General features: G+C 41.6%; 35 protein-coding genes. 4 read left to right on the top strand and 31 right to left on the bottom strand.

All coding sequences use genetic code 11. The annotated features are described in order from the left end of the window. Positions 1-33 precede the first annotated feature (33 nt). From VFA52_04570 to VFA52_04555, 4 genes are read left to right on the top strand one after another with little or no spacing between them, the layout of a single operon-like run. Positions 34-222 carry a hypothetical protein gene (locus VFA52_04570; protein HZS43431.1) on the top strand — a complete coding sequence of 63 codons (189 nt, stop codon included), beginning with the start codon at positions 34-36 and terminating at the stop codon, positions 220-222. After that, positions 222-398 (top strand): hypothetical protein, encoded by a 177-nt coding sequence (locus tag VFA52_04565; GenBank protein HZS43430.1) that lies wholly within the window; start codon positions 222-224, stop codon positions 396-398. Before VFA52_04570 ends, VFA52_04565 begins: the two co-directional genes overlap by 1 nt. Further along, complete coding sequence (locus VFA52_04560) at positions 391-573, top strand: hypothetical protein (protein HZS43429.1); 183 nt, start codon at positions 391-393, stop codon at positions 571-573. The genes VFA52_04565 and VFA52_04560 overlap by 8 nt, the downstream gene beginning before the upstream one ends. Further along, entirely contained in the window at positions 518-1255 is a 738-nt protein-coding gene (locus VFA52_04555) for a hypothetical protein (GenBank protein HZS43428.1), read from the top strand. Before VFA52_04560 ends, VFA52_04555 begins: the two co-directional genes overlap by 56 nt. Here VFA52_04555 and VFA52_04550 read toward each other — a convergent pair. The 31 genes from VFA52_04550 to VFA52_04400 all read right to left on the bottom strand — a co-directional run bounded on the left by VFA52_04550 (position 1244) and on the right by VFA52_04400 (position 24252). Further along, entirely contained in the window at positions 1244-1366 is a 123-nt protein-coding gene (locus tag VFA52_04550) for a hypothetical protein (protein ID HZS43427.1), read from the bottom strand. The genes VFA52_04555 and VFA52_04550 overlap by 12 nt on opposite strands. Before the next feature lie 280 nt (positions 1367-1646). Beyond that, a complete protein-coding gene (locus VFA52_04545; GenBank protein ID HZS43426.1) occupies positions 1647-2969 on the bottom strand; it encodes a transposase in 1323 nt (440 codons plus the stop codon). Positions 2970-3074: 105 nt separating this feature from the next. Beyond that, positions 3075-4052 carry a hypothetical protein gene (locus tag VFA52_04540; protein ID HZS43425.1) on the bottom strand — a complete coding sequence of 326 codons (978 nt, stop codon included), beginning with the start codon at positions 4050-4052 and terminating at the stop codon, positions 3075-3077. A 199-nt stretch (positions 4053-4251) separates the two neighbouring features. Then, positions 4252-4875 carry a hypothetical protein gene (locus tag VFA52_04535; protein ID HZS43424.1) on the bottom strand — a complete coding sequence of 208 codons (624 nt, stop codon included), beginning with the start codon at positions 4873-4875 and terminating at the stop codon, positions 4252-4254. Positions 4876-5034: 159 nt separating this feature from the next. After that, entirely contained in the window at positions 5035-6003 is a 969-nt protein-coding gene (locus VFA52_04530; protein ID HZS43423.1) for an IMP dehydrogenase, read from the bottom strand. Positions 6004-6005: 2 nt separating this feature from the next. Continuing rightward, positions 6006-6365 (bottom strand): peptidyl-tRNA hydrolase, encoded by a 360-nt coding sequence (locus VFA52_04525; GenBank protein HZS43422.1) that lies wholly within the window; start codon positions 6363-6365, stop codon positions 6006-6008. After that, complete coding sequence (locus tag VFA52_04520; protein ID HZS43421.1) at positions 6331-6825, bottom strand: hypothetical protein; 495 nt, start codon at positions 6823-6825, stop codon at positions 6331-6333. The genes VFA52_04525 and VFA52_04520 overlap by 35 nt, the downstream gene beginning before the upstream one ends. Positions 6826-7047: 222 nt before the next feature. Next, positions 7048-7335 (bottom strand): hypothetical protein, encoded by a 288-nt coding sequence (locus VFA52_04515; protein HZS43420.1) that lies wholly within the window; start codon positions 7333-7335, stop codon positions 7048-7050. Between the two features lie 106 nt (positions 7336-7441). Further along, positions 7442-8197, bottom strand: a complete 756-nt coding sequence (locus tag VFA52_04510) for a DNA cytosine methyltransferase (GenBank protein ID HZS43419.1) — start codon at positions 8195-8197, stop codon at positions 7442-7444. Positions 8198-8219: 22 nt separating this feature from the next. Beyond that, positions 8220-8648, bottom strand: coding sequence for a hypothetical protein (locus VFA52_04505; GenBank protein HZS43418.1), 429 nt, complete (start codon positions 8646-8648; stop codon positions 8220-8222). Positions 8649-8760: 112 nt separating this feature from the next. Further along, positions 8761-9000 (bottom strand): hypothetical protein, encoded by a 240-nt coding sequence (locus VFA52_04500; protein HZS43417.1) that lies wholly within the window; start codon positions 8998-9000, stop codon positions 8761-8763. Between the two features lie 250 nt (positions 9001-9250). Beyond that, the gene (locus tag VFA52_04495; GenBank protein HZS43416.1) at positions 9251-9499 is read right to left on the bottom strand and encodes a hypothetical protein; all 249 of its coding nucleotides are present in this window, start codon (positions 9497-9499) and stop codon (positions 9251-9253) included. Beyond that, a complete protein-coding gene (locus VFA52_04490; GenBank protein HZS43415.1) occupies positions 9483-9818 on the bottom strand; it encodes a hypothetical protein in 336 nt (111 codons plus the stop codon). Before VFA52_04490 ends, VFA52_04495 begins: the two co-directional genes overlap by 17 nt. Before the next feature lie 5 nt (positions 9819-9823). Then, positions 9824-10120 carry a DUF4326 domain-containing protein gene (locus tag VFA52_04485; protein HZS43414.1) on the bottom strand — a complete coding sequence of 99 codons (297 nt, stop codon included), beginning with the start codon at positions 10118-10120 and terminating at the stop codon, positions 9824-9826. Beyond that, a complete protein-coding gene (locus VFA52_04480) occupies positions 10110-10370 on the bottom strand; it encodes a hypothetical protein (protein HZS43413.1) in 261 nt (86 codons plus the stop codon). Before VFA52_04480 ends, VFA52_04485 begins: the two co-directional genes overlap by 11 nt. A 10-nt stretch (positions 10371-10380) precedes the next feature. Beyond that, positions 10381-10920, bottom strand: a complete 540-nt coding sequence (locus VFA52_04475; GenBank protein HZS43412.1) for a putative peptidoglycan-binding domain-containing protein — start codon at positions 10918-10920, stop codon at positions 10381-10383. After that, entirely contained in the window at positions 10921-11475 is a 555-nt protein-coding gene (locus tag VFA52_04470; GenBank protein ID HZS43411.1) for a metallophosphoesterase, read from the bottom strand. A 7-nt stretch (positions 11476-11482) separates the two neighbouring features. Continuing rightward, the gene (locus VFA52_04465) at positions 11483-12226 is read right to left on the bottom strand and encodes a glycosyltransferase family A protein (protein HZS43410.1); all 744 of its coding nucleotides are present in this window, start codon (positions 12224-12226) and stop codon (positions 11483-11485) included. Next, positions 12223-13854, bottom strand: coding sequence for an FkbM family methyltransferase (locus VFA52_04460; GenBank protein HZS43409.1), 1632 nt, complete (start codon positions 13852-13854; stop codon positions 12223-12225). Before VFA52_04460 ends, VFA52_04465 begins: the two co-directional genes overlap by 4 nt. A gap of 17 nt (positions 13855-13871) precedes the next feature. Further along, positions 13872-14423, bottom strand: a complete 552-nt coding sequence (locus VFA52_04455; protein HZS43408.1) for a hypothetical protein — start codon at positions 14421-14423, stop codon at positions 13872-13874. Continuing rightward, positions 14420-15268 (bottom strand): alpha-1,2-fucosyltransferase, encoded by an 849-nt coding sequence (locus VFA52_04450; protein HZS43407.1) that lies wholly within the window; start codon positions 15266-15268, stop codon positions 14420-14422. The genes VFA52_04455 and VFA52_04450 overlap by 4 nt, the downstream gene beginning before the upstream one ends. Beyond that, positions 15252-15938 carry a hypothetical protein gene (locus tag VFA52_04445; protein HZS43406.1) on the bottom strand — a complete coding sequence of 229 codons (687 nt, stop codon included), beginning with the start codon at positions 15936-15938 and terminating at the stop codon, positions 15252-15254. The genes VFA52_04450 and VFA52_04445 overlap by 17 nt, the downstream gene beginning before the upstream one ends. After that, positions 15928-16332, bottom strand: a complete 405-nt coding sequence (locus VFA52_04440) for a DHHA1 domain-containing protein (GenBank protein HZS43405.1) — start codon at positions 16330-16332, stop codon at positions 15928-15930. Before VFA52_04440 ends, VFA52_04445 begins: the two co-directional genes overlap by 11 nt. Before the next feature lie 86 nt (positions 16333-16418). Further along, positions 16419-16763 carry a hypothetical protein gene (locus VFA52_04435; GenBank protein HZS43404.1) on the bottom strand — a complete coding sequence of 115 codons (345 nt, stop codon included), beginning with the start codon at positions 16761-16763 and terminating at the stop codon, positions 16419-16421. Positions 16764-16929: 166 nt separating this feature from the next. Continuing rightward, the gene (locus VFA52_04430; GenBank protein HZS43403.1) at positions 16930-17568 is read right to left on the bottom strand and encodes a hypothetical protein; all 639 of its coding nucleotides are present in this window, start codon (positions 17566-17568) and stop codon (positions 16930-16932) included. Between the two features lie 54 nt (positions 17569-17622). Next, complete coding sequence (locus VFA52_04425; GenBank protein HZS43402.1) at positions 17623-18006, bottom strand: hypothetical protein; 384 nt, start codon at positions 18004-18006, stop codon at positions 17623-17625. Beyond that, positions 17999-18250, bottom strand: a complete 252-nt coding sequence (locus tag VFA52_04420; protein ID HZS43401.1) for a hypothetical protein — start codon at positions 18248-18250, stop codon at positions 17999-18001. The genes VFA52_04425 and VFA52_04420 overlap by 8 nt, the downstream gene beginning before the upstream one ends. Positions 18251-18263: 13 nt before the next feature. Then, entirely contained in the window at positions 18264-19400 is a 1137-nt protein-coding gene (locus VFA52_04415; GenBank protein ID HZS43400.1) for a PD-(D/E)XK nuclease family protein, read from the bottom strand. Next, complete coding sequence (locus tag VFA52_04410) at positions 19381-20991, bottom strand: ATP-dependent helicase (GenBank protein HZS43399.1); 1611 nt, start codon at positions 20989-20991, stop codon at positions 19381-19383. The genes VFA52_04415 and VFA52_04410 overlap by 20 nt, the downstream gene beginning before the upstream one ends. Continuing rightward, positions 20988-21959 carry a hypothetical protein gene (locus VFA52_04405; GenBank protein HZS43398.1) on the bottom strand — a complete coding sequence of 324 codons (972 nt, stop codon included), beginning with the start codon at positions 21957-21959 and terminating at the stop codon, positions 20988-20990. Before VFA52_04405 ends, VFA52_04410 begins: the two co-directional genes overlap by 4 nt. Before the next feature lie 52 nt (positions 21960-22011). Beyond that, complete coding sequence (locus VFA52_04400) at positions 22012-24252, bottom strand: DNA polymerase (GenBank protein HZS43397.1); 2241 nt, start codon at positions 24250-24252, stop codon at positions 22012-22014. Positions 24253-24254: the final 2 nt, after the last annotated feature.

Below are 24254 nucleotides of genomic sequence, written 5' to 3'. Positions count from 1 at the left end.
ATGGGAAAAAATAAGGAAATTATTTCCGACTGAGTGGAAGACAAAACAAAACTTAAAAAAGCGGTTAAAAAGGAATGGGAAAAGTACGAAGACGGCAAACAGTCTGCGGAAACCACCCGACAAAAAATTATGGATATGGCCCGAAAAGCAAATATTGACAAACAGCCTGAAACCAAATATACTAAAACAGGACTAGAAACTCTGTCGAAAGGATTAAAATAATGGAAAAAGACATTGTTCTTGAAAAAAAAATGAAGCAAGACAAAATTCCTCTTACTCGTAAAAACTATTTGGAATTAGCTTATTTTGGTAATCCGCCAGATGAATTAAGTGCCGAAGAAGAGGCCGAATTGCCCGAACAATTTAGAAAAATGTCGGAGGAGAATTCAGATGAGTGACTTTGCTTATGTGGATGCGAAAATTATTCCTGGAAAAATAGCCGTTCCCATAGAGGATTTAACCAATGAACAGCGACAGCAGTTGGCTACAGAAGAATTCGAGCGTCTCTTGCGTCGTTATGCCGACTCACAAACGACCCGAAATGTTGGCCTTGGCCTTGGAGAAAATCTCTAATTCGGAAAATCAAGTTGATGACGTAAGAATATTTGCAGATACTGACTGTAATATTGAGGAAGTAGAATTTGTCAGAGATGAGTATTGTCCAAGAGCGTTAATTTTTCATGCCCGTCCGCATGTTTCCGTTCCTTCGGGAATGTGGAACATACTTCAAGCCCTAAAAGCTGGATACGAGACTAAAGCCGAATACGTGTTTCTTATTGAAGAAGACGTATTGGTGGGCCGAAATTTTTTCAATTGGCATTTTACGGCGCAGGCCGCCAATGATTATTTTGCTACGTGCGGTCGAAGAATGCGGCATCTGCCAAGCTATAATCAGTACACTAATCCTGGAAGTTGTTTTAAGCGCGGTTCTTTGTCTTTGGTAGTGGAACACATAAATGACAGTCTATTTGAAAACAGGCAAGCCTATATGGACCGCACCTTTGGGCCGATGCCTGAAGTATCCGATTTAGATGACGGATTGATTAGACGCATAGCTAAATTTTATGGCCTATCCGTTCTTTACCCCGACACGCCACAATGCGCGCATATCGGGTTCAGAGCATATAATCATTACATGGATTGGGTTAATACAGGGAACATAGAGCAAAGAATTTCAAAACTCAGGACCATGCTATCTGAAATAGACCCCAATAACAGGTTTACCGGAGACTTTGAGCCGATTTTACTCTCTTGAGTGCTCTAAAAGCGGCTCGGTTTCGATTTCGTCCCAAGCCTTATTTGGCGTTGGGTTTAAAAGCGTAGTCTGCTCTTCAACCGTTGCGTTTGATTCTTCTTGTTTTTTCATTTTTCTTTCTTTTACGATTCTCAAAATTTTTTACGAAGCTGCCGTGTTTGCATAAGTACGATTCCGGGCACAGTGGACGAGTCAGTTAATTTACGAACCATAAAATCTTTGCAATCGCAGAAATATCTAGCAAAAAGATGGCCTACGCGAGTCACAATGTGAACTTCCGTAGGGTCGGATTCGGACGACACGTAAAAAATTTTACAAAAACCGTCTCCATTTTGTTTTTTAGGCACAGTTAGTTTGATACTCCCAGGGCAAACCCTGGGATTCTGTTTGCCTAGTTGCATTGCTGCACCTCGGTTCCCAGAAACGGGACTACCAATAGGCCCGAATCGGAGCGCACTGAGTCTCCGACTACTCCACCGATAGGCATCGCGCGTCCTGCGACGTTAAATGCCGCGTTAGCGTCTCGGTGGTCATTGTGTCCGCAATGTCCACAACGATATGACTTACCGTTGGGCTTGGTTAACTGATGGCATCGGGAGCACTCCTGCGATGTATACGCAGAATCTACTTCCAGCACCATTACCCCGCGCAAAGCGGCTTTGTAGAGAATGAATTGAAGCAACTGATAGAAAGACCACTGAGACGACTCGCTATAACGGCGAATCTTCCCCTTCCTGACGTTCTCCAATTTCTCTACGTTAATGCACCGACGATGTTTCGCGGCGTAGTCCACAATCTGCTTGGACACGACATGATTTTCGTACTTCGTGCGTCTTGATTGCTTATTACGAATCTCGTGAAGAAGACGCTTCTTCCCAAGACCCTGCAAATTTGCTTTCCGCCCCCTCCAGACTTCTTTTGTCTTTGCTGGGTTGAAACCAAGATGCAAAACTTTCCCGCTTTGTGGGTCTGCCAACGTTGCGACAGCACCAACCGAGTTACGGTCAACGCCCACTGTTCCCGTGCACACGAACTGCTTATCCGCTTTTGCGTTGTAGCAAACTGCTGCGTACCACCCGCCTTTGCGCATAAAAAATTCTGCACTACGGATGAATCCTACAGGCAGTCGCAACCATATAACGGGCAGAATTTCTTTTTTGAATAGTGCAGGGATTCTCAACCCGCCTGCTTCCAACTTAATCTGCCTGCCTTTGTCTCCGGAGATAGGCAACACGAGGTTGGTTACCGATTTGCATTTCTTATTTCTTTGGTACTTCGCAATCAGACTCTTGCTGATTGCGCTCGGTATCTCGTGATAATATTTACTAGAGGACTGGTCGCGATGAGCGAGCATTCTATCAACGCAGGCACGAGCCTTGGGTACCAAGGAATCAAGTACGGGACGAAGAAAATCGGGGCACTTGATTTTGATACAGCAAGTCACTGTGTCTACCATCTTTGTGTGCGCGTCGTCTTTTGCACGAAGTTCCGCAGGAAGCTTCTTGCCGACCTTCCGTTTATTCGTGAGATGCTTACTGGCGTTGTTGATAGCATCGGCTGTGCGGTTGTTGAGTTTGGTGGCGATGCCGACCACATCCACTTTCTTCTCCGCTACCCTCCCACGGCTAACTTGAGCGCAGTTGTTGGCACTCTCAAAAGTAAGAGTGCTTCCGCCTATCTCAGCCGATTTGGTTCCTTCTATTGGGGTCGTCATGCTCGTACTCTTTGGTCTAGCGGTTTCTTCCTTTGCTCCGTAGGTGGAGCGACGTTAGAAATTCTCAAAACGTATGTCAGTCAACAAGGACGCGGCTAACCCAGACTAAAGTCCGGGATTGCGCCCGCGTATCGGTTCATCCAAATTAAAACCTAAACCTGCTTTATTGGCCGCTTCTCTTCTTGCTTCGATTTCTGTTCCGACTTCGGTGTACCTGCCTGTTACGGTAGAATCTTCATGTCCAATCCAAAAATGAACTAGACTGTCGGGAACCCCCTGCATACGCAAATGTGTAACCCTGAATCGCCGTAGACTGTGGAATCCGCCTAAAATGCCGCATTTTGCAAATTCACGTCGGTAAAAGCTTTCGGATTCAGGAAACATTAATCCGTTTTCAATCCTAAAATGCCGCTTTAGATAGTCATTAAGCTCGCTAGGCAAGTCTACTTCTCTAATTCCTGCCTTCGTTTTCGGCGGCATCATTCTTTGGCCATCTCGTTGTCCGAATACGACTATTTTTGATTCGGACGGCACCCAATAATTAAAATTAGGCAGTCTTTCCTCATTCGTGGCCATAGTCAATGCCAAAGCCTCTTGAATTCGCAGCCCAGAACCCGCTAGAACGACCAAAAGGGCTTGGGTATGGCTTGGGGCCTTGGAAGTGCATTTAAATGCGTCTTGAACCGTCTGTGCGCTAGCCACGGGCCTTTTCTGTTGATTCTTATCTACAATGGGCAAGTCCATAAATTCCGTGTTCCATTTATACGGATAGACTTGCTCACCCTCTGAATTAACGATAGAACTTCGTATCTGCTTGATAATATTGACGTTAAGCTGAATCGTGCTGGCCGATAGTCCTTTGGCGGCCAAGATTGCCACAAGTTCTTTAACTTCTTTATTTCCAACGGAATCTACGGCAAGTACGCCTATATTCGGATTCAAATTGGTTTCAATTTGCGATTTATAGGTCTTGACTGTTTCGGGACGAAGCGGATTTCTTTTACGCTTTTGTCCATTTCGTAGCCACACTTCGGCCTGTTCCCTGAATGAAGGAGTTGTCTTGTTCTTTACTTTTGTTATCATCGGACAAACCCTTTCAGTCTGTTTTTGATTTTACGATACAGCAGCATACCGTAAAAAATCATGGCTGTCAAGACCAAAAAAAGTTTTAGTACTACTCGATGAGTTTTATACATTTTGAAAGTAATGCTATATTACATTATCATTTTTAAGGACGGATTCGATGTTCTTTTTTACATTGTTTCTCAGGCTCGATACAATTTTATGCATCGGTCAGATATTCGCGGTTCTTTTCGGCAATCGAAATTAAATCCAAAGGAGGTCTGGCCGTATTACAATAATATACGGCTTTAGCGGACATATATCTAATTATTAAAGACTTGTCGAATGTAGAAGAAGAATTGCGTAGTGCAGATGCCGCTTGATATAATAATGACGCTGGCATACGTAGTCGAGAATTAGAGGAAATCGTCGTGAAATAATTTAAAAGAAGATTTAAAAGTTCGCCGTTGTTAAACCGTACTATTTCATCACTATTAAACACAGTACTGCTAGCTTGGACGAGGGCTAAAGCTCCGAAAATAATAAAATGTTTGTCTTGTACCTTAGGCAGCGGGATTTCTTTTATGGTCTTTAAAGTTTTACATCCTACTTTTAATTGTCCGTCGCGTATGTCAATTTTGCCTTCCGCTTCCCACATTCTAGGATTTTTAAAGTATGCGTGTATCGGGTTAAGAAATACGGCAATAAATGGGTGTTCGTAAGCGTGAATCCATCCCTCGCTACAAATCGGTCCCTTTCCCGTTCCTGAATGTGATACGCCTTCGCCCCACAGGGTTTTATTGTAAGTATAGCCGTTTTCGTTTGTTAATTTATATAGTTTCATTTTTGTATTAGTCAGCGGCTCAGCCCCCAACACCTTAGTCAAAAAGGAGTTGCGGGCTGAGCAGTGTACTTGAGCGGCAATTGTCCGCCAACCCTAGCGCGTTCCTAAGCAAACTGGCAATTCTGAAAGTGTACTTGAGCGGCAATTGTTTGTCAACTCTTAAATTCGGTGTTCCCACAAACTGCTGTTGGCTATCCTATTTACCCTAACAAATGTCGCGCATTTAGGCAAGTCTTTTATGTTTTTAGCCCCGACATAGGCACAGGCCGACCGAATGCCGCCTGTAATTTCTTGAAGAGTGTTTTCTAGCGGACCGCGCCGAGGTAAATTAAATTCCCATCCTTCCGAAGCCCTGTAGTTTTTAAGGCCACCAGCTATCTCGGTAGCGCCTTTTTCTGATGCCATACCGTAAAATTCGGTGCCGTTTTCATCGTGACTGGCCAGCATTGCGCCAAGCATAACAAAATCCGCTCCAGCGGCAAAAGCTTTCACGACATCTCCTGGTGTACCACATCCGCCGTCCGAGATGATGTGGCCGCCGAGACCGTGGGCCGCATCGGCACATTCAATTACTGCGCTTAATTGTGGGTACCCGACGCCAGTTTTAATACGGGTCGAACAAGCTGCTCCGCTTCCTATTCCTACTTTCACGATGTCGGCTCCCGCTAGAATTAAGGCTTCGGTCATTTCTGGAGTGACGACATTTCCAGCCATGATTACAACATCTCTAAATTCAGACCTGATTTCACGAACTTTATCCACAACCGATTCTATGTAGCCGTTCGGTACATCCAAACATAAAAAACAACAATCGTAATTAATATTAGAAACAAAGGAATTGAGACCTATACTTTTGATTAGAAAATCCGAATTAATCGAAGATGAGCCGTTAAAATTCTTCGGCATACAGGCTAACATGCCGCGCTCCGACATAACCCGCGCAACTTCAATAGTCGTGACCGAAGTCATATTGGACGAAATGATTGGCACTCCTGTCCACGTCCAATCAACGTAGCGAAATTTAAAGGTTCGCAACAGATTTATTTCTTTCCGACTCTGAATTGTAGAGCGTTTCGGAACTAGAAGCACATCTTGAAAATCCAATTTTGTGTCTTGTATTAATCTCACCTTTAACTCCAAAGCGGCAAATAATCGATGACACCCTGAACCTGTTTTGGCAATCCGCATATGGCCACGGCAGTTAAAAACTGTCCGTCGCCGTAGGCGGATAAATTTTCGTCATAAAATGCGACGTGACGCAGCTTTTTTGTTTTGGCTAAACGCATAATATGCTGCAATTCTGCCGAATCTCTTGCTTGTAAAATTATTATTGTTGTAGTATAAGCATTTAATAATTTACCATATTCAAAACAAAAAGCCGCAGCGGCATGCGCGGCCTGAGCCGTTTGCCGTCCTTTGGGTTGCTTTATCTTCCCGAAATCCGTTTCTATTGAATTAGCCACCACTACGTAAAGCTGTCTTTTTTCCATGCCTATCCCTTGTTTTAAGCTTCCAAATAGAAATTCTCCTGCCCCGATTTTCGGGTCTGACGCTCTTGACCGTCACTCCCGTATTTATAAATTCGGGCGTATTAAAAACCGCTCCAGCCGCTCCCTTCGTTATAGGCCCGAATTTAGTCTCTTTCATGGCCGATTGGACTTCATCAATTGTAACAAAGCCGTTTCGTTTAGATATTTTTTTAGCAATGTCTCTGGCTTCCTGAATTGGAGAAATTTTCTTTAAAACAAAAGAGGGGAACAAATATTCAGGCATGCCATCTCCGAAATCTAGCTCGATTCCTATATCTTCATAAATTGCTTTAACGCGCCCAATCTTACCTACGTAACAATTCATCGCGCTCGGAACCCAAACATTGTTCCAACCATTTTCATAGCTTTTGGCCTTTCGTGTCACGTAAACTTCGTCACCCACTTTTAATGTGTTTTTCATGCAAGTTTTCCTTTCTGTTCGTTCAAATTCAAACATCTATACCCTAATTTTTCAAATATCGTGCCTTTGACCAAATGAGCAAACCACATCGGAACATTTCTTTGTATTAGAATTTTTCCCTTGAAATTTCGGAATTTGGCCATCATAAGTGCCCTTTCTATGGCGGCATCTTTTGTGTCGTACAAAGCTTCGCCGTTTTTATCAAACCCAATAAATCCCACGCTATCCTCCTTTCTGTTTTTTAACAATCGCATCTCGGAGTTTTCTTCTCATTTCATACGTTGCAAACCAATCTATTTGACCTTCAACTTGCACTAGGACGCCTAAGAGCATATCGGTATATTCGTGATTCACGGCCCCGGCATGCTTTCCCTTTGTTATAGGAATAATCATTTCCTCGGCTTTACCACGATACTCTTTTTGGAGCATTGTGTCAAGTATTTTTTCTTCTGTCGTCCAATTATATCTGTGTTTGGCGTAAATGGCGGGAATATCGTAGCAATCCTTCATCTTATGGCATAGCTCACACGTGGCCTTAAATATGTCAACATAGGGATAGGACGGCGGTAATTTCAAATTGTTGTATATTCGACAATCTTCACAGTACAGCATATACTCACCGTTCCCTGACAAATCTATTGATTAAAATACTGAATGCGCTCGCAGCCACTGTTGGAATCTGTCCGTTTCCAATGGCCGAGATTCTGTCCACGTAATCGGCCACCCCATTGCTTCCTCTGCAAAGTTGGGGTGAGTATATATCGGTTCGTTTTCGCAAATCCTCAATCCCTCGGACATCTTGGCACCACGGTACTCTGTGCTTCCACGGTATCTTTTTCGAGACGAACCTTTGAACTCGTTCTTGCCTATTGTCGGCAGCGAGAATCCAGATGCGTTTTCTTTGATGCCAAGCTCCAACATCGGAGCCTCCGAGCACACACCATTCCGCATCGTACCCCATTTCGGCCAAGTCCCCAAGAACAACGTCGAGTCCTCGACTGGTAAGCGCGGGACTGTTTTCCAAGAACGCGAATCCAGGTCGTACTTCACCAACAATTCTGGCTGCTTCTTTCCACAAGCCGCTTTGTTTTCCTGAGATTCCCGCTCCTTTTCCTGCGACACTAATATCCTGACACGGGAAGCCCGCAGAAACCACGTCAACAATTTCTTTCCAAGGTCGTCCGTCAAAACTTCTAACGTCGTCCCAAATAGGGAAGGATTTGAGAAATCCTTCATTCTGTCTTTTGATAAGAATACTTGCAGGGTAGGGTTCGATTTCAACAGCGCAGACAGTTTTCCATCCCAGGAGTTTTCCGCCAAGTATTCCTCCACCAGCGCCCGCGAAAAGTGCCAACTCATTAAGGGTCTCCATTTTTTATCTCATTTCAATTAATTCACCACAAATCATGGAAAGCGTGTCGCTCTGCCAAATCAATCATGCATTGTTCGTGGGCAGGCCCATGAGGGTCTAGGCTAGATTCGATTGCCGTATAACCCGCAGGAACGTTTATGCGTAATTCCAATTTCTCGTGGCACATTTCGTGCAATAGACTCATGTCGGCTTCTCTTAAGTCAGGATTGAGCCGAGGGTCTATGGATATAAGAACTGAGCCGTCGGGTCTTTTATCCATTCTAGCCATATCATTATAGCGCGACAAATCCGACCATATAACTTTTGTGTTGTTTGGCAACGCTCCGTAAAAGTATTGTTCGTTATAATAATCGAAATCGTTTTGAAGATTGTACTTCGGAGACGCCCCCAATAAATACGATGTTATTAAGGCCAATCCGAATATGATTATGATTTTCTTGATTAAGTTCATAAAATCCCATATAATGACAATAAATATAAAGTTATAAACAATAATACGTCTAACAAAAACCATATTAAGAAGAAGGCTTTTCTTGCTTTCGACATCATGCGATAAACTCCTATTATCGTATTCCAGGATTTACAGTTCCAAAATTTTTCGATGCCTCGGTTTTCATAAATTTATTATTGTCATCAAATTTTTGAGGCGCGGTATTTTCGTAAATGACATTTAGAATAACGGCCCAAGCTTGGTCAATTAAAGCTCCCGTTTTCTGTCGGGCCTTCCTTCGCAAGCGACCGCGAAGCTGTTTGGCGGGCATCGTTTGAATATTCTTTTCTGTAATTTCAGATTTATTTTTCATATTATCCTCATTTCCTCAGGCCGCGCCAGATTAAGTCGCCATCTTCGCCCCTGCCGCGACGAACGGGGCAGGCACGGCCTGAAGCTCGTATAATCTGCCGTCATTTATGATGCGCTCGTATTTATTTGTCAATCCTGAAATCCACCACCATTTCTTTCCAATGAATACCGCTCGGTGATTACATGCATAACATCCTCCACAACGAGAGCAGAGAAATAAATATTCTCCGCCTTTTCCTTGCGAAAAGCAATTATGCTCGGAAGATGTTGTAATGTCCGACATGGCCGAATCCATATTGACCATAAATTTTTTCAGCGATTGCTTTCGCTTCTTGATTGCAACTAGCCTCAAAAGTCTCCACAATTGGAGGGAATGGAACCGGTTCATCCGTTTTTGGATGAAAATCCGAAATTCCGGGAGCATAAATACTAATTTCAAAAATCACGCCGAAAGCCTCCTTTTGCTTCAAAATAATCTCATATTTACTGTGGCTTGTCAAGCCCTTCCTTGTGTACCCGATAAAAAGGCCGCTGTTCTTCTATTAATTGCTCCGTTTCAGAAATTCTTTCGGCCTGCGAGCGAGCAAAATCCAAAAGTTTCGCGGCACTTGCCACGGTTTCGTTATATTGTTTCTTTAATTGGTTGTTTTCTTGTATTAGTTCGTCAAATTTATCTTTAACAGCTTGATACCGATTTCTATAAAAAGATATGGCATCGGCCACGGTCTTCAAATGTTCCGACACTTGTTTCGGATGTCCTTTTAACCATTCTTCCAAAAAACCCAAACTATAGGCAAAATCTTTCTCTTCGACTTCCATATTTATTATTTCTCCAATCGTCCTCTTAGGGCATAACAAAAGAACTGAAGGCTCCGCTTCCAATTTAAATAGCCCGCAATGATGTCGGCATGACACGGTTCCGGCGAACAGTAGCACCCTATTTTGGCATTTTCCGGTATTTCCTTTAATGCCTTTTCTCGCAATTTACGTCCGTCTTCCGAATAAAAGTATAAAGCAAAGGCTTCCACCGCGTTTTTTCTAGGGTTTCCAAAACCCATAAAATTACCAAAAATTGTGGGTCGGCACACGGGAATATCGCAAGACTCTTTTTTAATGTTCACTACCTTTACCGACATAAATAATATCCTCGTCTATGGAAATTCCCCTCGTCTTCAGAAAAAGTATGTCCTGCCAATTACAGTATAATTTATTATAATCCTTGTTTTTAAATTTGTTCTGTTCATCATATCTTTTCATGCTTTCTTGAATTTCAAGAAAATGGTCCGCCTCATGCAGGCGAATCAAAATGTCCAAACCTTTTTCGCTATAACTCCAAAAGTAAGGATTGGGGCAACCTTTATGGCGACACATGTAACAAAATTTAATCATAAATTTGGGGCACGGGCGACGGATACGGAAAATAAACTCTGGCAAGCCAACCCGATAAAAATTTATTTTGATTATTATATGCGGCTATCTGTCTATAAAAATCCTCCCACTCCGCTCGAAACATTGAAGCCACTATTTCAGGCTGTTTGGAGTTACAAGTGTTAATGGTAATCGGTCCGCAAATTCCATCCTGTTTTATGTCCAAAACTTTTTGTAAAACACGAACGGCACCGGATGGAGAATTATTTACAGCCAAACTAAACACGGGAGCGGCCACAATATCGGATTGAATTTCATCTCCTCGTATGGGCACCCAATAAAATTTCTTGTACACCGATTTGGCGTAAGCTACGGCTTGGGCAAACGGCATTGTAGTAAAGTATTCGGAAGGAACATCATTAGCATGATAACGCTGAGTAATTCCAAGCCGAGTTAATCCTGCCCCGTCCCCTAAATCCACGATTTTACCTGGTTCTTTTTTATCGTCTTCTTGGAAAAGAACCCACCTAACAATAGGTTCAAAGTCGGCCATTCATCTTCTCCACGCCCATCCTTTCGCCACGAATTTATCAAATTCTACGGGCATATAATTGGTGTACTCCACGGCAAGCAATCTTTGCCAAGGATATAAAAGTTTTCCTTTTTTGGCCGAAATAAAAAACTCATCTTTTTGTTTTTCGGGGTCGTCGGCAAGAAATCCATCCCAAACATTGTGTAAATGTCCGTGAATATTGATATGAGTACCGCGAGGCAAAGGCGCTCGCCACGGTTTATGCGTAAGCCAAGCGCCGCGATAAATCAGTCCGTCGCAAGCCATATCGAATCCATTTTGTACATACCATTGGCACGATTTTGTGTCGTGGTTCCCGCGAATGAGCCACTTCTTGCCCGGCCATTTTTGCACAGTCGGCATAAATACGTCAGTTTTGCCTATTCCTATATCGCCCAAATGAATCAAAATATCATTCGGACTCACCATTCGACGAATGTTGGCATCAATACGTTCCGTATGGTCATCCGGTCGCTGACAATAGGTCTTAATATTGTTGTGGTTCAAGTGAGTATCAGTAATTAGCCAAGTTTTCATTTTTTTTCTATGTCTCGATACCAAAAAAATCTATGTATTTCTTTATCTCCAAAATTTGCTTCATTTTATTGTGGCCGTCCCAACATCTACGACGAAGCATATCATATCTTGAATCTTTTTTGCTAGGATTATTTTCCTGTGTTTGTATGTTCACTCCGGGAACCCAAACAACTATTCTGCCCGCCTGCTTCATTCTTAAAAACCACAGACCATGCTCTCCGCCTATTTTAATTGATTCGGGCCAATGAATCAACCGATGCGTTCGCGCCAAAAAATAGTTAGCTGCAATATCTACCTTATAGCAGTTGGGGTCGGTATTGTAAAGCGGATTTTTATCGCCATCAAACAAAATCTCTTTTAGGTAAGTTCCTCTAGAATACTCAAGAAACCCCTCATACGGTCTATCATTTACTCTGCCTGCCGCTACGCTCACTTCGGGATTTCGGTCTAAAGTCATTTTGAGTAACTCAACGCCCATTCTAGATTCTTCATCGAAAACAAAATCGTCGCTCGCTAGAAGTAAATATTCAGTCTTGGTATTTTCAATTAGAGCGTTTCTTTTTGCGCCTAAGCCCGAATCGAAGCTTAAACGTACCATTTCTTCACTAGACAAAGGCGGCGGAACGTCTGAATCGTCCGCCACAAGCCACCTGCAATCAGAGAAATTTATTCTGATACCATGCAAAGATTGTCGCAAATATCCGTGACGAAGAAATGATGTTATGCCTATAGTTATATTAGAAAGATTCATTTTAATTTCCACGACTCCCACACCCAAGGATAATTGAAACTCTCGACATGGGTTTTTCTAAGCTCTGTTCTAATTGCTTCTCTAAGAATCTCGGCATTAGGGTAAAATTTGTGAAATTGAATTTGAACATTTCGGCACTTTTGAATGTATCCCGTTTCTATGAGACGAGGCAATATCTCAAACTCCGCGCCTTCTGCGTTAAGACTTATCAAATCGGCTTCAATTATGTTTCGTTCAAAAAATTCGGCTGCATCTACAACATTAGCAATTATCGGAACGGGTTTTCCGTAAACAGGGTCCGGCGGAAGCTCCGGTTGATTTTGTCCGCCGCGAAACAAGCTGCTGTTTTGACCTTGGCTAGCAATGGTTCTATTTCCATTTTTATGCGACAATCCTATATTATGCAGCGTCACTTTAGGATTGTTTTTGAATCTAAAAACGCATGCATGATAAAAATCCTCTATTGGTTCTATTACGTGAACAAAACAATTATATCTTTTTACAATATCGTCCGTAAACGCTCCTCTATATCCACCAACATCTATCACGACACTGTTTTCATTAAGAGGATAGTTTTTCGTATCTTCGTGGTCGGAATACTGCCCCCAATAAATCTGCCTTAATATGTCATCGAATATATAATCTAAATTCTTTGTTATGCCCCAATTCGGATAATGTTTTTTTAATTTGGAAAAATCCGTAATGTAGCATTTGTGGTCTCCCGAACGAGGAACATTTACATATTCTCGTTTTACGGGTTTTCCTATGATGCCTTCCACCTTGGCAATGGCCTCAAGTATTGATATGCTGTTTCCTCTGCCTCCGCCAATATTATAAATTTCTCCTGCTATAGGATTTTTGATTATCTCTTCCACGGCTCGCATAACGTCATAGGAATGGATATTATCTCGAACTTGCTTTCCTTCATAACCAAAAATTTTATACACGCCGTCTGTAGCGGCTGTTTTAATTAAGTGCGAAAGAAAGCCGTGCATTTCAACACCCGAATGCCCCGGACCCGTCAAACAACCGCCTCTAAGAACTACGGTTTTTAAGCCTTTCGCCGCATAAATTTGAACCGTTAAATCTGCTTCGAGTTTATGCCGTCCAAATGTATTATTGGCTCCGATTGAAGTCGTCTCATCGAATCCTCGCCACGCTCTTTTATCAAAACGAGTTTGAAATTCTTCAAATTCCATACTGTTAACGGCATTATCGTAAACTTTATTGGTGCTCATAAATATAAAGACAGCGTTCGGACTATGCTTTAACGTACATTCCAATAAATTCTTGGTGCCCTGAACGTTGACGCCGTAATCTATTTCAGGATTCTTTTCGGCATAATCATGCGAAGGCTGAGCGGCGCAATGAATAACCGCGTCGTATGGTGCGCCTTGAAAAACATAATTTTGCAGCGCATTCATATCCTGAATATCGGCTTCGTGATGTGCATATCTGATAACTTTATGAACCACGCGATGCAAATTCCATAAAATATCCGCCGAATCTCCGAAAAACTTCTTTCGCATGTTATTGTCCACACCTACGATTTCGTGGCCGCGAGAACCAAAATATTCTACTGCTTCGCCTCCAATTAATCCGCCGCTTCCCGTCACTAAAATTTTCATTTAGAATTTCTCCGGTATTAGATATTATATCTACCATCGTGCACAATTAATACGCCGTGTAAAAATACAGCTTTATAACCTTCAGGTATTGTAATAGCCGCATCGGGTCCTTCGTATCCATTGCATCGGTCAGGTTTCACGTCGTCTATCACAATTAAAGAATCGGGCCGTTCCTCAGTAATGATTTTCAATTCCTCGTTTATTTGGTCTCCGTCGTTTTCGGTTGTTCCGCCTGTTATATGAGCATCTAGCCAAAATAGCAGAGGTCCTGAGGGAACATTTGATAATACGCCTCTTAAAATACGCCGACTAGAACCATGATACAATTTAACATGTCTGTCTTCCGCAAACCGTCTCACAACACTATCATATATGGATTTTTGAATCTCAATACTGTGTATCTCAGAAAAGCAATGTTTAACCGCATTAATTGTGCCGCCATAACACGTTCCAGTTTCCACTAGAATCTGAAGATTGAATCTTTCCCCCAATTCTATAAGTAGAGCGTGCTTCCACTCAGCTTGCGGGGATAAAAACGACACAAATTTAGGATTATTCAAATCAATCATAGTTTAATCCACCTTTCAGGAATTATATCTTTTGGATTTTCTGGCGCATTTAAGAACCATTGGGACGGGGCACAAATAATTCCTTTTTGTCTGATTTCTCCGAGCCATGCGCCCCACCAAGCAAATGTAGAATTAGCTATAATGTGATGCCTACACCAAGACATTAAATTAATGTCTAAATGTTCAGTGCCTAAATGTTCCGGCGTTGTTTGGTCAAAGCTACCCATGATTTCAAACGGAACATCGGGAATAATATTCGTAAAATTTTGTTCGCACCATTTCGGTTCGTCAGAGAACACGAAAAACGTAGGATTTTCGGCATTTATAAATTTGGCTGCTGTCCTGTAGTATTCGGCGGGTAAGACGCCGTGAAAATCAGATTTCAAATAATCCGTGCGGCGTATGCAAACTGCGATGCTGTTTTCAACGCTTTTTATTCGGTTTAGCCTGTGATAATAATCTCCTTGTATAGAAACATCAGTAAAAATTGAAAACAAATCTTGCTTTATGTCCCCAAAAGGAACGGACGAACCGAGCGCATCCCAAGAAAAATACTTTTCGGTTTGCCAATATCCGCTTAAAATTTCGTCGCACTTTATGGAATCAACTATGGCTTTATTATACGGCATGCCCGATTCGGAAATTGTGGCCTTCACGTATCCTATTACCGTTTTTTCATTCACTCGTGGAAACAAATTAAGATTGAAACGCCTTAAAGAATCTCCCACAAATGATGAAATATCCAACAATAAATCAGTCTGCCACCTTTTTGCTTGGGCCAATCCCATAGCATATTGGAACATTTGATTTCCAATGCCGCCCCGCAGTCTAGTTACTATTGTCATTATCTTCCTTATACATTAAATCTGGATTCCCCAAGCGAAAACTTCGGTACATCATTTCAGGACAATAAAATCTGTATTTCCGCGTTCTCTTAAAATGCCAAGCGGAATAATTTTCTAATTTGGGAAGATGAGCCGCCGTCATTCTTCCCGATTGTATCTCAGGACCTAGAACTTGGCCTACCCATAAATCTTCCGCCCAAACATCGGGAGTTTTCTTCGCTATAAATTGCGCTGCTTTTTTAGACAAAAAATATCCGACTCCACCACTAGCCCAAGGATGGCAATTTGGATAATATCCTATATGGTCTCTATAATCTTTTGTCTGCCCTATGGGGCAGTGTCTATCCATTGAACCCGAATAGTCATACCTATCATAATCCAAGGACATTAATCGTGTTGGTATTATAAAAGTGTCGTTATCACAGAGATAAATATATTCAAATCTATCTCCCGCCCATTCTAAAATTTTCTTTGTCTTGAGCGGCAAACTAAGATAATCGTCAGGACAATCAAGCAGAACCTCATCGGAAGAGGGAACCACCCCCGTTAAACCACCCATAAAAAATACCATTCGGGATACTTGTTTGCCCCAAGTATCCCTGATAGCTTGATGGTACGATTGATGCTGTTGACAGCTTTTAACGGCTATCAACATGTGTTCAACGGCCATAACTAATTCCATCAATTACAGCGCGGCCTTCCGAAATCGGTAGTACGAATCCAGCGGCATTTTTATGCCCGCCGCCACCAAACTGTCTTGCAATTTCGCTAACGTCTAAATCTCCCCTGCTTCTCAATGAAAATTGAATTTTATTGTCGGCCCGTTCAAACCAAGTCAAACTTAATCCCGTCTCTTCAGTTAATTTTTCTCCTACTTCACTGCAATTTATATAAGGGACATTCAGAATCATCAAATCTAGTTCGTTTTCTCCGACCTTAATTTTTCCTCGCTTAGATTGTTTTGCTACATCATTAACATAATGTTCTATTTGTAAAGTTATGTATCTTCCTATAAAAATTGCTTGTTCCTCGTCGTATTTTACAAGACGGTCCCAAGCTTCCAACGAGCGCGGAAATGTCATAATAAAAGCATTTACATATCGTGAATACGGAAGTTTCCATCTCCACAAATCTCTGTCTTCGACATAATTCACCCACCAAGGGCGCGGCCCATTAAAAAATAATCCCAAGTAATTCCGACTCCGCTCTTATTCATGTCAAAAACAGCATACGGTTCATTTTCGAGTTCCGCCTGTGCGGTTTTATGGTGGTCAAGAATAAGAAAGCTTTTCGACAATTCGGCTAATTTTCTATTTTGTTCTCTTTTTCTCCAAGAAAAATCCACAACTAAAACATCTCTTCCAGAGACTCGATTATACGGAGGCTCCGTACCGTAGTCTAATGGTAATAATTCCGCTTCGGGATATTTCATTTTCGCCACGTAAGCGGCAGAAAAACCGTCTGGACAGTTATTATGATATATAATTATATCCATTATTTTGCGTACCTAAATTTACAAATTTTACTGCTTCTGTGGCGCGTTCCGCAAATTTGACACTTTATCATTTTTCCCAATTCTGGGTGTCTGCCCGAAAAAGAACGAGACCTGATTTCTTTTAATGCTATATCCGCCACAATCTTCACTTTTGTCTTATCTTCATTCATACGGACCTGCCATAATCGTACTTCCGTCCAACCATTGTTGTCAAATCATTTTTTGGCTCTAATCTCAATGAAAGAGGAAACGGAGTTTCATCGGGAGATTTTATCCACTCGGCCCATATTCGGTCGAATTCCTTAACATTAATATAATCAGTCAAAAGTTGGACAAAACACTTTTTGGTGAGAAGATTATACTCTTCCCATCTCTCTCTTGCCGCGTTTTGGCCGCCACCGTAAAGTCCCAACGCTCTGAGAATGTGCTTAGCTTCTATAGTTGGAGACTTCTTGACTTTAACCGTAGTTATGTTTCTTTTTCCATCTCGTGAAATTGTGCGTATTATATCGGGGCCAAAAATCTTAGTAAATTTTTTAACAATGACTCGCCCAGTACCCAAACAATTTTTACAAGATTTTTTGAAACTTTTTCCGTCCAAACAACAATTTAAGCAGACAACAATTTTTTCTATTGTCTTTTTAACTTCTGTGTATTTGGCCAAGCCGAGTTTCACTTCTTCAGCGGCTTTTTCCGATGATATACGCTTGCGGCATCGGCATTTCTCAGGACTTGCAGGCGTATCTTTTTCAAAACCTTTCTTGTGCTGAAAACATGTATGCACAAGTACAGTATCTTTTTCCATTTATCCCCAAATAGCTCCTTTGGACGTAAATTTCGCGCCCCAAAAATTAAATCTTCAATAGGCGGACCGTGTAGTTTTGTTACTTTTTATCCACCCATTTAGTCTTTCTAATATCCTCTTTACTGCTTTTCTTGACATCCCCATTACTTCGGCTGTGGCGGCAGCGGTCAGTCCTACTCGATAATATAAGTAAATGACGCAAACAGTTTTACGGGCCGCTTTATGCTCACGACGATTAGTATTTAATCTAGGAAATCGTTTCTGTATTAACTCTTTCACTTTTGTATCGCTTAATACCCAAGTCGGCACCTTCATCATTCTTTCTGCATGTTTCGTGGCCCCTCCTACATTAATAATGCTGTGGCCGCCATTTACGAATGAGTCTGCGCCATCTAAAGACGTTCTAAGTTTAGAAAGAGCCTCTCTTTCTTTAGACATCTCTAAAAAACTCCGTTTTTAATTTATTTTGTTCTGTCTTAGAAAGAAATTGAAAAGATTCCCAATCATACCCACAATTAACCAAAAACTCAAGAAATTTTTTGATTATAATTTCTTCGTCAATGGATTCTATAAGCTCATCTTCGGCGCACCGCGGCCCAAAAACGGTCTCCCCCAATACAGAACTATGTGGAGCGTTCCCTGATAATTTTTCGCCTGTAGGGAATACTACAAAAGTGTTCATTTTCATTTTATTGCTAATCCTCTTGAAACAGTTCGTCAAATGATTGTTCATCTAATTTGACGAAATTATGCTGTTTGAAAACTTCGTCCCCAAGCACGAACGCTCTAAAATATGCGTCATCTCTATCGTTTCGTGGGTATCTAATTCCAAAAGTTTGTGGCCAATTTCCAGTTTTCCAACAGTTTACAATTTGAACAATCTGTCGAGCCGCGTTTCGGCCCGCATCTTCAGCGGATTGCTCTGTAACAATTCCCGAATTAAATTGCAGCCGTTGTTTGGTCACGGAAGATTTGGGAACACGAACGGCATTTTTTTCTAGCCAAGCCTGCTGTTCGTCGGCTTTAACTTTATCCGTTTCCCTGATTAGGAAATCCGCCATAACTAGCCAAACGAAATCGTCATCAATTTTAGCTGTGATGTATTCTTTTCCGACTTCCAAATTTCCGAAAGATTCTAAAAGTGTAACATTACTTCCTCGTTTTATCCCCAATGGCGATTTCTTGAACCAAAGGAACGCCACATCCCGAATGCCTGTTAGCCAAGAATACCTTCTAAGTTGAGAGTCGAAGGCGGCGATTCCTTGCTGCTCGGGAAAATCTACTGCGCTTGTTTTAATGTCAACAATAAGCGGCCTGACGGCGGCTTGGCACCCATTATCAATAAGAGCGGGATGTTTCGGGTCGGTATAGCATACTATATCAACTTTGCCCGCATCTTCAATTTCTCCGTAATTCGGGTCTCCTGGAAAGACTTCTTTTGCATATTCACGTTGGAAAATAGAATTTGCCCCTATCGGTATCGGAAGTTTTGGTTGAACGGCTGAGTACAACCTAATCATATCCGTTCCAATTTTCAGGCAAGTCTCCCAATTTTTTTCAACATCAGTGTAGGCTATATTTTGGGCATCTTTATATTCAGCCCAACGTCGAGAAAAATCTTGAACCGCGCCTTCTCCATTATGGCTATGATAAAATTCAATACTTTCTTCTAACGCTCGGCCAAATAAAAATCTAGCCTTATTATCTTTTTCCTTCCATCCTAAAACTCGGCGTAAATAATATTTGTAGGGGCATTGGTCGAAATCGTTCCCCGCCGAATAACTGTGTTTTTTCCAAGGTACACCTTTTGAATTAATGTATAAATAAGGCATTACTCCTCTCTACCGAATCTTCTTCGGGCTCATAAAATTTGAACGGCACATCTTCCAAAAACATGCTTTTACTTCCGCTCCAACTTATATGCAAATGCTTGGCGGCGCGACTACAAGCAACGAAGAAAATTCGTTTTTCTTCGGGCAATTCTCCGTTTTTATGGGGCATTATACCCTGTTCCGCTCCGATAATGAAAACATTATCCCATTCCCGTCCCTTAGCTTGATGGACGGTGGCCAAAGTTAAATCTTTTTCTTTTCGGCTCTTTCTTCCATACGTTAACTTTCGTATGTAATTAAGAAATTCGGTCACATTCATGTTTTTCTGAGCCGCTAATTTTACCACGTTATTAAGATTTTCTATGGGGTCGCTATTCATTAAATCGCCCGTATCTCTATATCGGTAATACAAATTGTTATCGGCAATAATTTGTCTCAAAGCAGAACTTGCGTCTTGTTGTTGGTTCACCGTCTTAGCCAAATTCAATAAAACTTTAACTTCGTTCTGCTCCCAAAAATCTTTTTTGCCTAGATTCTTATATTTTATGTTTCTAGCGGCAGCTATTCTTTGAACGTCAAAAAGCTGTCTGTTAGTTCGAGCTATGATTACCGAATTTTCAGGGTCCTCTACTGCCTTATCCAATACTCTTCTTATTTCTATGTCGGTATCAGGATATTGTATAAGAATTGGGTCTTTGCCTTCATCGTTTTCGGTTATCATATGAGACGCGATACCGTTATCAACCGGAAGAATGAACTTAAAAAACTCTACAAGTCTCTTTGTGCTTCTATAATTTTTTCCTAGGTACAACGTTTTGGCTCCAGGAAAAAGCCTTGCAAAGTTGCTTAAATTTCCTGATTGGGCCGAACGCCATTCGTAGATGCATTGATTTTCGTCTCCTACTACAAGAATGTTGCCATTAAATAATAGTTGCAAGAGCCGAAACTGAAGCACATCCGTATCTTGACATTCATCCACGGAAATATACTTCTTTTTATTTCGATTTCGCACCTCTTCATTCGTTTCCAAAAGGCGAACCGCTTCTCTAATCAAAGAATCGAAATCCAACCAACCGCGTTCTCGACACTTTTTTTCATACTCTTCGTAAGCCAACGCCAAATAATACTCACGTCCTACGGCTTCTCGCAGAGCTTGTTCAGGCTCTATTCCGTCTCTTTTCCATGAAGATATGGCTGTTTGCAGAGTTCTAAAATTAGTTACTCCTCTTGATTTATAAATATCCACTAACTCGAAAAGCAGTTGATAATCTTCTCCTCTGACGGGAATTATTTCATCTGTCATTTGGAATGGAACGAATCTTCTTTCACGCTTCATTAAATCCAACGCATAACTATGAAATGTGCGAAAAATCTGTTCCGCGTTCACAAGTCCTACACGGTTTACCATTTCCGTGGCTGCCGCATTAGTGAAAGAAAGATTAAGAATATCTTTATGAGATATTCCCTTTGACAACATATTTAGGTGCCGCTCAACTAAGCAATGAGTTTTTCCTGAGCCAGGGCCTGCTATGACAACCCAAACTCCGTCTATCGCTTCTACAACGGCTTGTTGTTGGACGTTTAATTTCATAGCCCGACCACACTCTCTATGTATTTGATTGTAGATTCAGTTCCCTCACTTTTAATTTTATTTTCTAGCGCCGACAAAAAACTTTCCCATTGTTCGGCTGTTAATTCCGATAAATTTTCTACTTCAGGAAACATAGAAGATGCAAATAATCTCATTTTATCCGAATTGCCCATCCCAAGCTTAGGCAAAAATCCGTTTGGCTCCAAATAATCATTTATAATCCTAAATAAACGTTGCCGGAAAGGCTTAACTTGTTCTACAGATAATTTAAGATTAGATTTCGGAACGGACGGAGGCGGAACGGACGGAGGCGGAATTGGCGGAACAGGAGACGAAACAGAAGACGACTCCATATCCACTATCCGAGGCTTACGTCCGCGTTTTTTGCTTTCCGTTTTTCTTTCAAATTCCGAATCATCGTGTCGCGTTGCTTTTGCTGGTTCGGAATTAGGGGCTAAAGTGGGTTGAGAAAAATTTGACATTTCACCGAATTTAGTCTCGATTGATGATACTGATATACTAGGATTAATTTCGGACTCATCCAAAATTCCAGCGCCAACAAACTGCAAAGTTACTCTGCGGCATGCCCTTGTTTGTGCCGTCATAATCGCATCGTCTAGGGCTTTTCCGCTGAGGTCTTTAATCCATTTCGCCCCAGTGGATATTTCTTGGCGTCCGTTGCTGTCTTTTGCCGTGGCGGTAAACACGATAGAGCCGCCCACCACATCATGCGTAAGATTTATGATGTTAATACCTCTGCTGTTCCGTATAATTTCGGTTGCGCCTCTTTTAGCATAAGCGACTAGACGCTTGGGGCCGTCGCCCTCATCAATATACGCCAACATAACTAAATTAAGTTCTGGCGGCACGCCGATGTAATTACAAACTGCTTTTATATAATCTTGTCTTTGCTGTTCACTCAAAGCATCAAGGTTATATATGGGAATAAACTCAGGACTGTCTAGCATAACGCTCCTCAAAACATAATAATATCATAATGTTAATATTATTGTCAAGATTTTATTTGTGATAAAATGTATCTTCAAAACCTTCAGCGCCTAACGGCAGACTTAGTGCCCAAGATACAGGACGACTCATTATTTTTTCCATTTCGGCGGCCCCCGGAGAAAATGGGTCGGCAGAAGTTAAGCTAATGCCTTCGTCATGTACATGACCGATTATATTTAACCCCTTAGCGTCGAGTTCTAGCAGCTTCTCGGCCAAAACGTCCCTTGCGATAGCTTGTACAATATTTTCAAAAATCTTCCCTCCGTGACTGATTATTAAACCCCATTGTCCTGTTTGCTGATTTTTTCCGTAATAGGTAAACCCTAATTTATATACATCCACATCTTTAATTTCAAATTTTGTTCCTTCGCCACTTTCATCAAACTCAACCGCGATTTCTTTTTTCTTTTTCCACGGCATTTTAACTTCTTGCAAAGACGAGTCAAAATAATGTAAGTATCTACCCGAAGGAAGTTTAATTCTAAGAATAGGATTTCGGTTTTTTATGGTTAGTTTATCAATTACAATACAGTCATCGGGTCCAAGTTTACGAACTGTCCTACTTCCTTTTAGAACGTCCCGAACCGCGTTTTCTAGCAAGTACCATATGCCGCCAGAAAAGCCAATGTTAAGGTCGGGTTGGCCGCCTATTTCCTTATAGGCTTCCCTAAACACTTTCACGACTTGTTGGGCCTGCTCTTTGGTCATATCAACGCCCATATTTTCGGCGTATCCCCAAAGTCCCATCTTAATCACGTCGCCATTTTTATCTTCTCCCCAATCCCCTCCGCTCAAACGATATACGGCACCCAATACGCCTGGCTTGGCAATTTGCCGCATTTGTTTTGCCTTAGCGGTTCTAGCCTTTCCGTCGGATGTTTGTCCTTCAGGTGTTTTTGGAAGAATCTTCAAATCATGCCAAATACTATCATATGTCACGTTAAAAATTTTACTTGCGAAATCTATATACGGGTCTCTTTTATCTTCAAAAACTTTCAAAAGAGGCGAACATTGAGACACCCATGCAGCCACTCTAGTTTCAATAGCATTAAGGTCGCATACATTAAATCTGTATCCGTCGGGAGCAGAAAATACCGTTCTAATAAGATTTTTTATCACTAGAAGGGGCGTATGCGACGGAAACTCCTTTAGAAGAGACTCATAGTCGTTGTCGTAAATATATTTTCTGGCTTTATTTACGTTGTCTATGTTCTCAAATACCGAATCAGGTCTAGCTAAATTTTGAAGCTGAACAGAATTTCCCGACCATCTTCCGCATCTAGAACTGCCCATATAGACAAATTGATTTCTTAAAACACCATCCGATGAAACATTTCTAATCATGGATTGCAGTTTTTTATAGGTTGTGCTCCCCGCTTCCATTCTTGCCTGCAACACTTTTTCCGCTAACGGCTGTAAATTTGGAGCGCGTTCCTGTTTATTTTTAAGAATAATTTCTATGTTAGATTTTCTGAGATTATTCAAAGGATAGCCAAGATTTTGCACCCATTTAAGAAGTTGTATAGGCGAATTGGCGTTCTCTAGTCCAGTTAATCTATTTTGTTCTTCGATTTTTTTCTGTTTATCTTTTTCGGCTATGGAAAAAGCATTGGACACAAAATTCAAATCTAAGGGAATACCTCGGTCGTTTATTTTTTGGTCCAATATCCACACTTCTCTTTCTTTTTTAGGTAGCGGATAGGCTCCCAACAAAGACTCTCGACGTGCTATCTCTCGTTCCGCTCGTATATCCTGTTTGGCATAATTCTTAAATTCTTCCCATTCGTTAGGATGAGTTGTTTTGTCATAAAAAAACACCGCGTCGCTTTTCTTTTTCTTTTTGGGATATGAGAATAGTTCAATCAAGGCTTCTCCGCGCTTATTTTTTTGAAGTTCTGCTGGTAGATTTAAAACGATTCCCACGTCTTCCAAGGACGCGGGTAATGATAAATATCTAGCACTGGCTTGGGGGTCTTGGAACCGAGAAATCGGAATCTCGATTCCAAGAACATACTTCAGAATATACCGTTCAAACGAAGAATTATATGCCACAATATCAACTTTCGGGTCTAACAACATGGAACGGAGCCGTTCGGGCATATCTGATGGAGGCTCCCAAATATTCGGTTCTTCATCACCGACAGCCCATGCCAACATTAACACACTAGTACTTTTGTGTGTGGCATAGTTGTGCAAGCCGACTTCTTCTAAGTCTGCTTCCGATTTAGTCTCGAAGTCAATATATAGGCACATTT

It is taken from the genome of Candidatus Paceibacterota bacterium, assembly GCA_035652395.1.
Taxonomy (GTDB): domain Bacteria; phylum Patescibacteriota; class Minisyncoccia; order Phycocordibacterales; family CAJBRS01; genus JADGRH01.
This window is presented reverse-complemented; position numbering and strand designations above follow the sequence as displayed.

Excerpts from the sequence above, each read along its gene's own strand:
- VFA52_04565 (HZS43430.1), top strand. The coding sequence starts at position 222 with ATGGAAAAAGACATTGTTCTTGAAAAAAAAATGAAGCAAGACAAAATT.
- VFA52_04560 (HZS43429.1), top strand. The coding sequence starts at position 391 with ATGAGTGACTTTGCTTATGTGGATGCGAAAATTATTCCTGGAAAAATA.
- VFA52_04555 (HZS43428.1), top strand. The coding sequence starts at position 518 with ATGCCGACTCACAAACGACCCGAAATGTTGGCCTTGGCCTTGGAGAAA.
- VFA52_04550 (HZS43427.1), bottom strand. The coding sequence starts at position 1,366 with ATGAAAAAACAAGAAGAATCAAACGCAACGGTTGAAGAGCAGACTACG.
- VFA52_04545 (HZS43426.1), bottom strand. The coding sequence starts at position 2,969 with ATGACGACCCCAATAGAAGGAACCAAATCGGCTGAGATAGGCGGAAGC.
- VFA52_04540 (HZS43425.1), bottom strand. The coding sequence starts at position 4,052 with ATGATAACAAAAGTAAAGAACAAGACAACTCCTTCATTCAGGGAACAG.
- VFA52_04535 (HZS43424.1), bottom strand. The coding sequence starts at position 4,875 with ATGAAACTATATAAATTAACAAACGAAAACGGCTATACTTACAATAAA.
- VFA52_04525 (HZS43422.1), bottom strand. The coding sequence starts at position 6,365 with ATGGAAAAAAGACAGCTTTACGTAGTGGTGGCTAATTCAATAGAAACG.
- VFA52_04520 (HZS43421.1), bottom strand. The coding sequence starts at position 6,825 with ATGAAAAACACATTAAAAGTGGGTGACGAAGTTTACGTGACACGAAAG.
- VFA52_04515 (HZS43420.1), bottom strand. The coding sequence starts at position 7,335 with ATGAAGGATTGCTACGATATTCCCGCCATTTACGCCAAACACAGATAT.
- VFA52_04510 (HZS43419.1), bottom strand. The coding sequence starts at position 8,197 with ATGGAGACCCTTAATGAGTTGGCACTTTTCGCGGGCGCTGGTGGAGGA.
- VFA52_04505 (HZS43418.1), bottom strand. The coding sequence starts at position 8,648 with ATGAACTTAATCAAGAAAATCATAATCATATTCGGATTGGCCTTAATA.
- VFA52_04500 (HZS43417.1), bottom strand. The coding sequence starts at position 9,000 with ATGAAAAATAAATCTGAAATTACAGAAAAGAATATTCAAACGATGCCC.
- VFA52_04490 (HZS43415.1), bottom strand. The coding sequence starts at position 9,818 with ATGGAAGTCGAAGAGAAAGATTTTGCCTATAGTTTGGGTTTTTTGGAA.
- VFA52_04480 (HZS43413.1), bottom strand. The coding sequence starts at position 10,370 with ATGTGTCGCCATAAAGGTTGCCCCAATCCTTACTTTTGGAGTTATAGC.
- VFA52_04475 (HZS43412.1), bottom strand. The coding sequence starts at position 10,920 with ATGGCCGACTTTGAACCTATTGTTAGGTGGGTTCTTTTCCAAGAAGAC.
- VFA52_04470 (HZS43411.1), bottom strand. The coding sequence starts at position 11,475 with ATGAAAACTTGGCTAATTACTGATACTCACTTGAACCACAACAATATT.
- VFA52_04465 (HZS43410.1), bottom strand. The coding sequence starts at position 12,226 with ATGAATCTTTCTAATATAACTATAGGCATAACATCATTTCTTCGTCAC.
- VFA52_04460 (HZS43409.1), bottom strand. The coding sequence starts at position 13,854 with ATGAAAATTTTAGTGACGGGAAGCGGCGGATTAATTGGAGGCGAAGCA.
- VFA52_04455 (HZS43408.1), bottom strand. The coding sequence starts at position 14,423 with ATGATTGATTTGAATAATCCTAAATTTGTGTCGTTTTTATCCCCGCAA.
- VFA52_04450 (HZS43407.1), bottom strand. The coding sequence starts at position 15,268 with ATGACAATAGTAACTAGACTGCGGGGCGGCATTGGAAATCAAATGTTC.
- VFA52_04445 (HZS43406.1), bottom strand. The coding sequence starts at position 15,938 with ATGGCCGTTGAACACATGTTGATAGCCGTTAAAAGCTGTCAACAGCAT.
- VFA52_04435 (HZS43404.1), bottom strand. The coding sequence starts at position 16,763 with ATGGATATAATTATATATCATAATAACTGTCCAGACGGTTTTTCTGCC.
- VFA52_04430 (HZS43403.1), bottom strand. The coding sequence starts at position 17,568 with ATGGAAAAAGATACTGTACTTGTGCATACATGTTTTCAGCACAAGAAA.
- VFA52_04425 (HZS43402.1), bottom strand. The coding sequence starts at position 18,006 with ATGTCTAAAGAAAGAGAGGCTCTTTCTAAACTTAGAACGTCTTTAGAT.
- VFA52_04420 (HZS43401.1), bottom strand. The coding sequence starts at position 18,250 with ATGAACACTTTTGTAGTATTCCCTACAGGCGAAAAATTATCAGGGAAC.
- VFA52_04415 (HZS43400.1), bottom strand. The coding sequence starts at position 19,400 with ATGCCTTATTTATACATTAATTCAAAAGGTGTACCTTGGAAAAAACAC.
- VFA52_04410 (HZS43399.1), bottom strand. The coding sequence starts at position 20,991 with ATGAAATTAAACGTCCAACAACAAGCCGTTGTAGAAGCGATAGACGGA.
- VFA52_04405 (HZS43398.1), bottom strand. The coding sequence starts at position 21,959 with ATGCTAGACAGTCCTGAGTTTATTCCCATATATAACCTTGATGCTTTG.
- VFA52_04400 (HZS43397.1), bottom strand. The coding sequence starts at position 24,252 with ATGTGCCTATATATTGACTTCGAGACTAAATCGGAAGCAGACTTAGAA.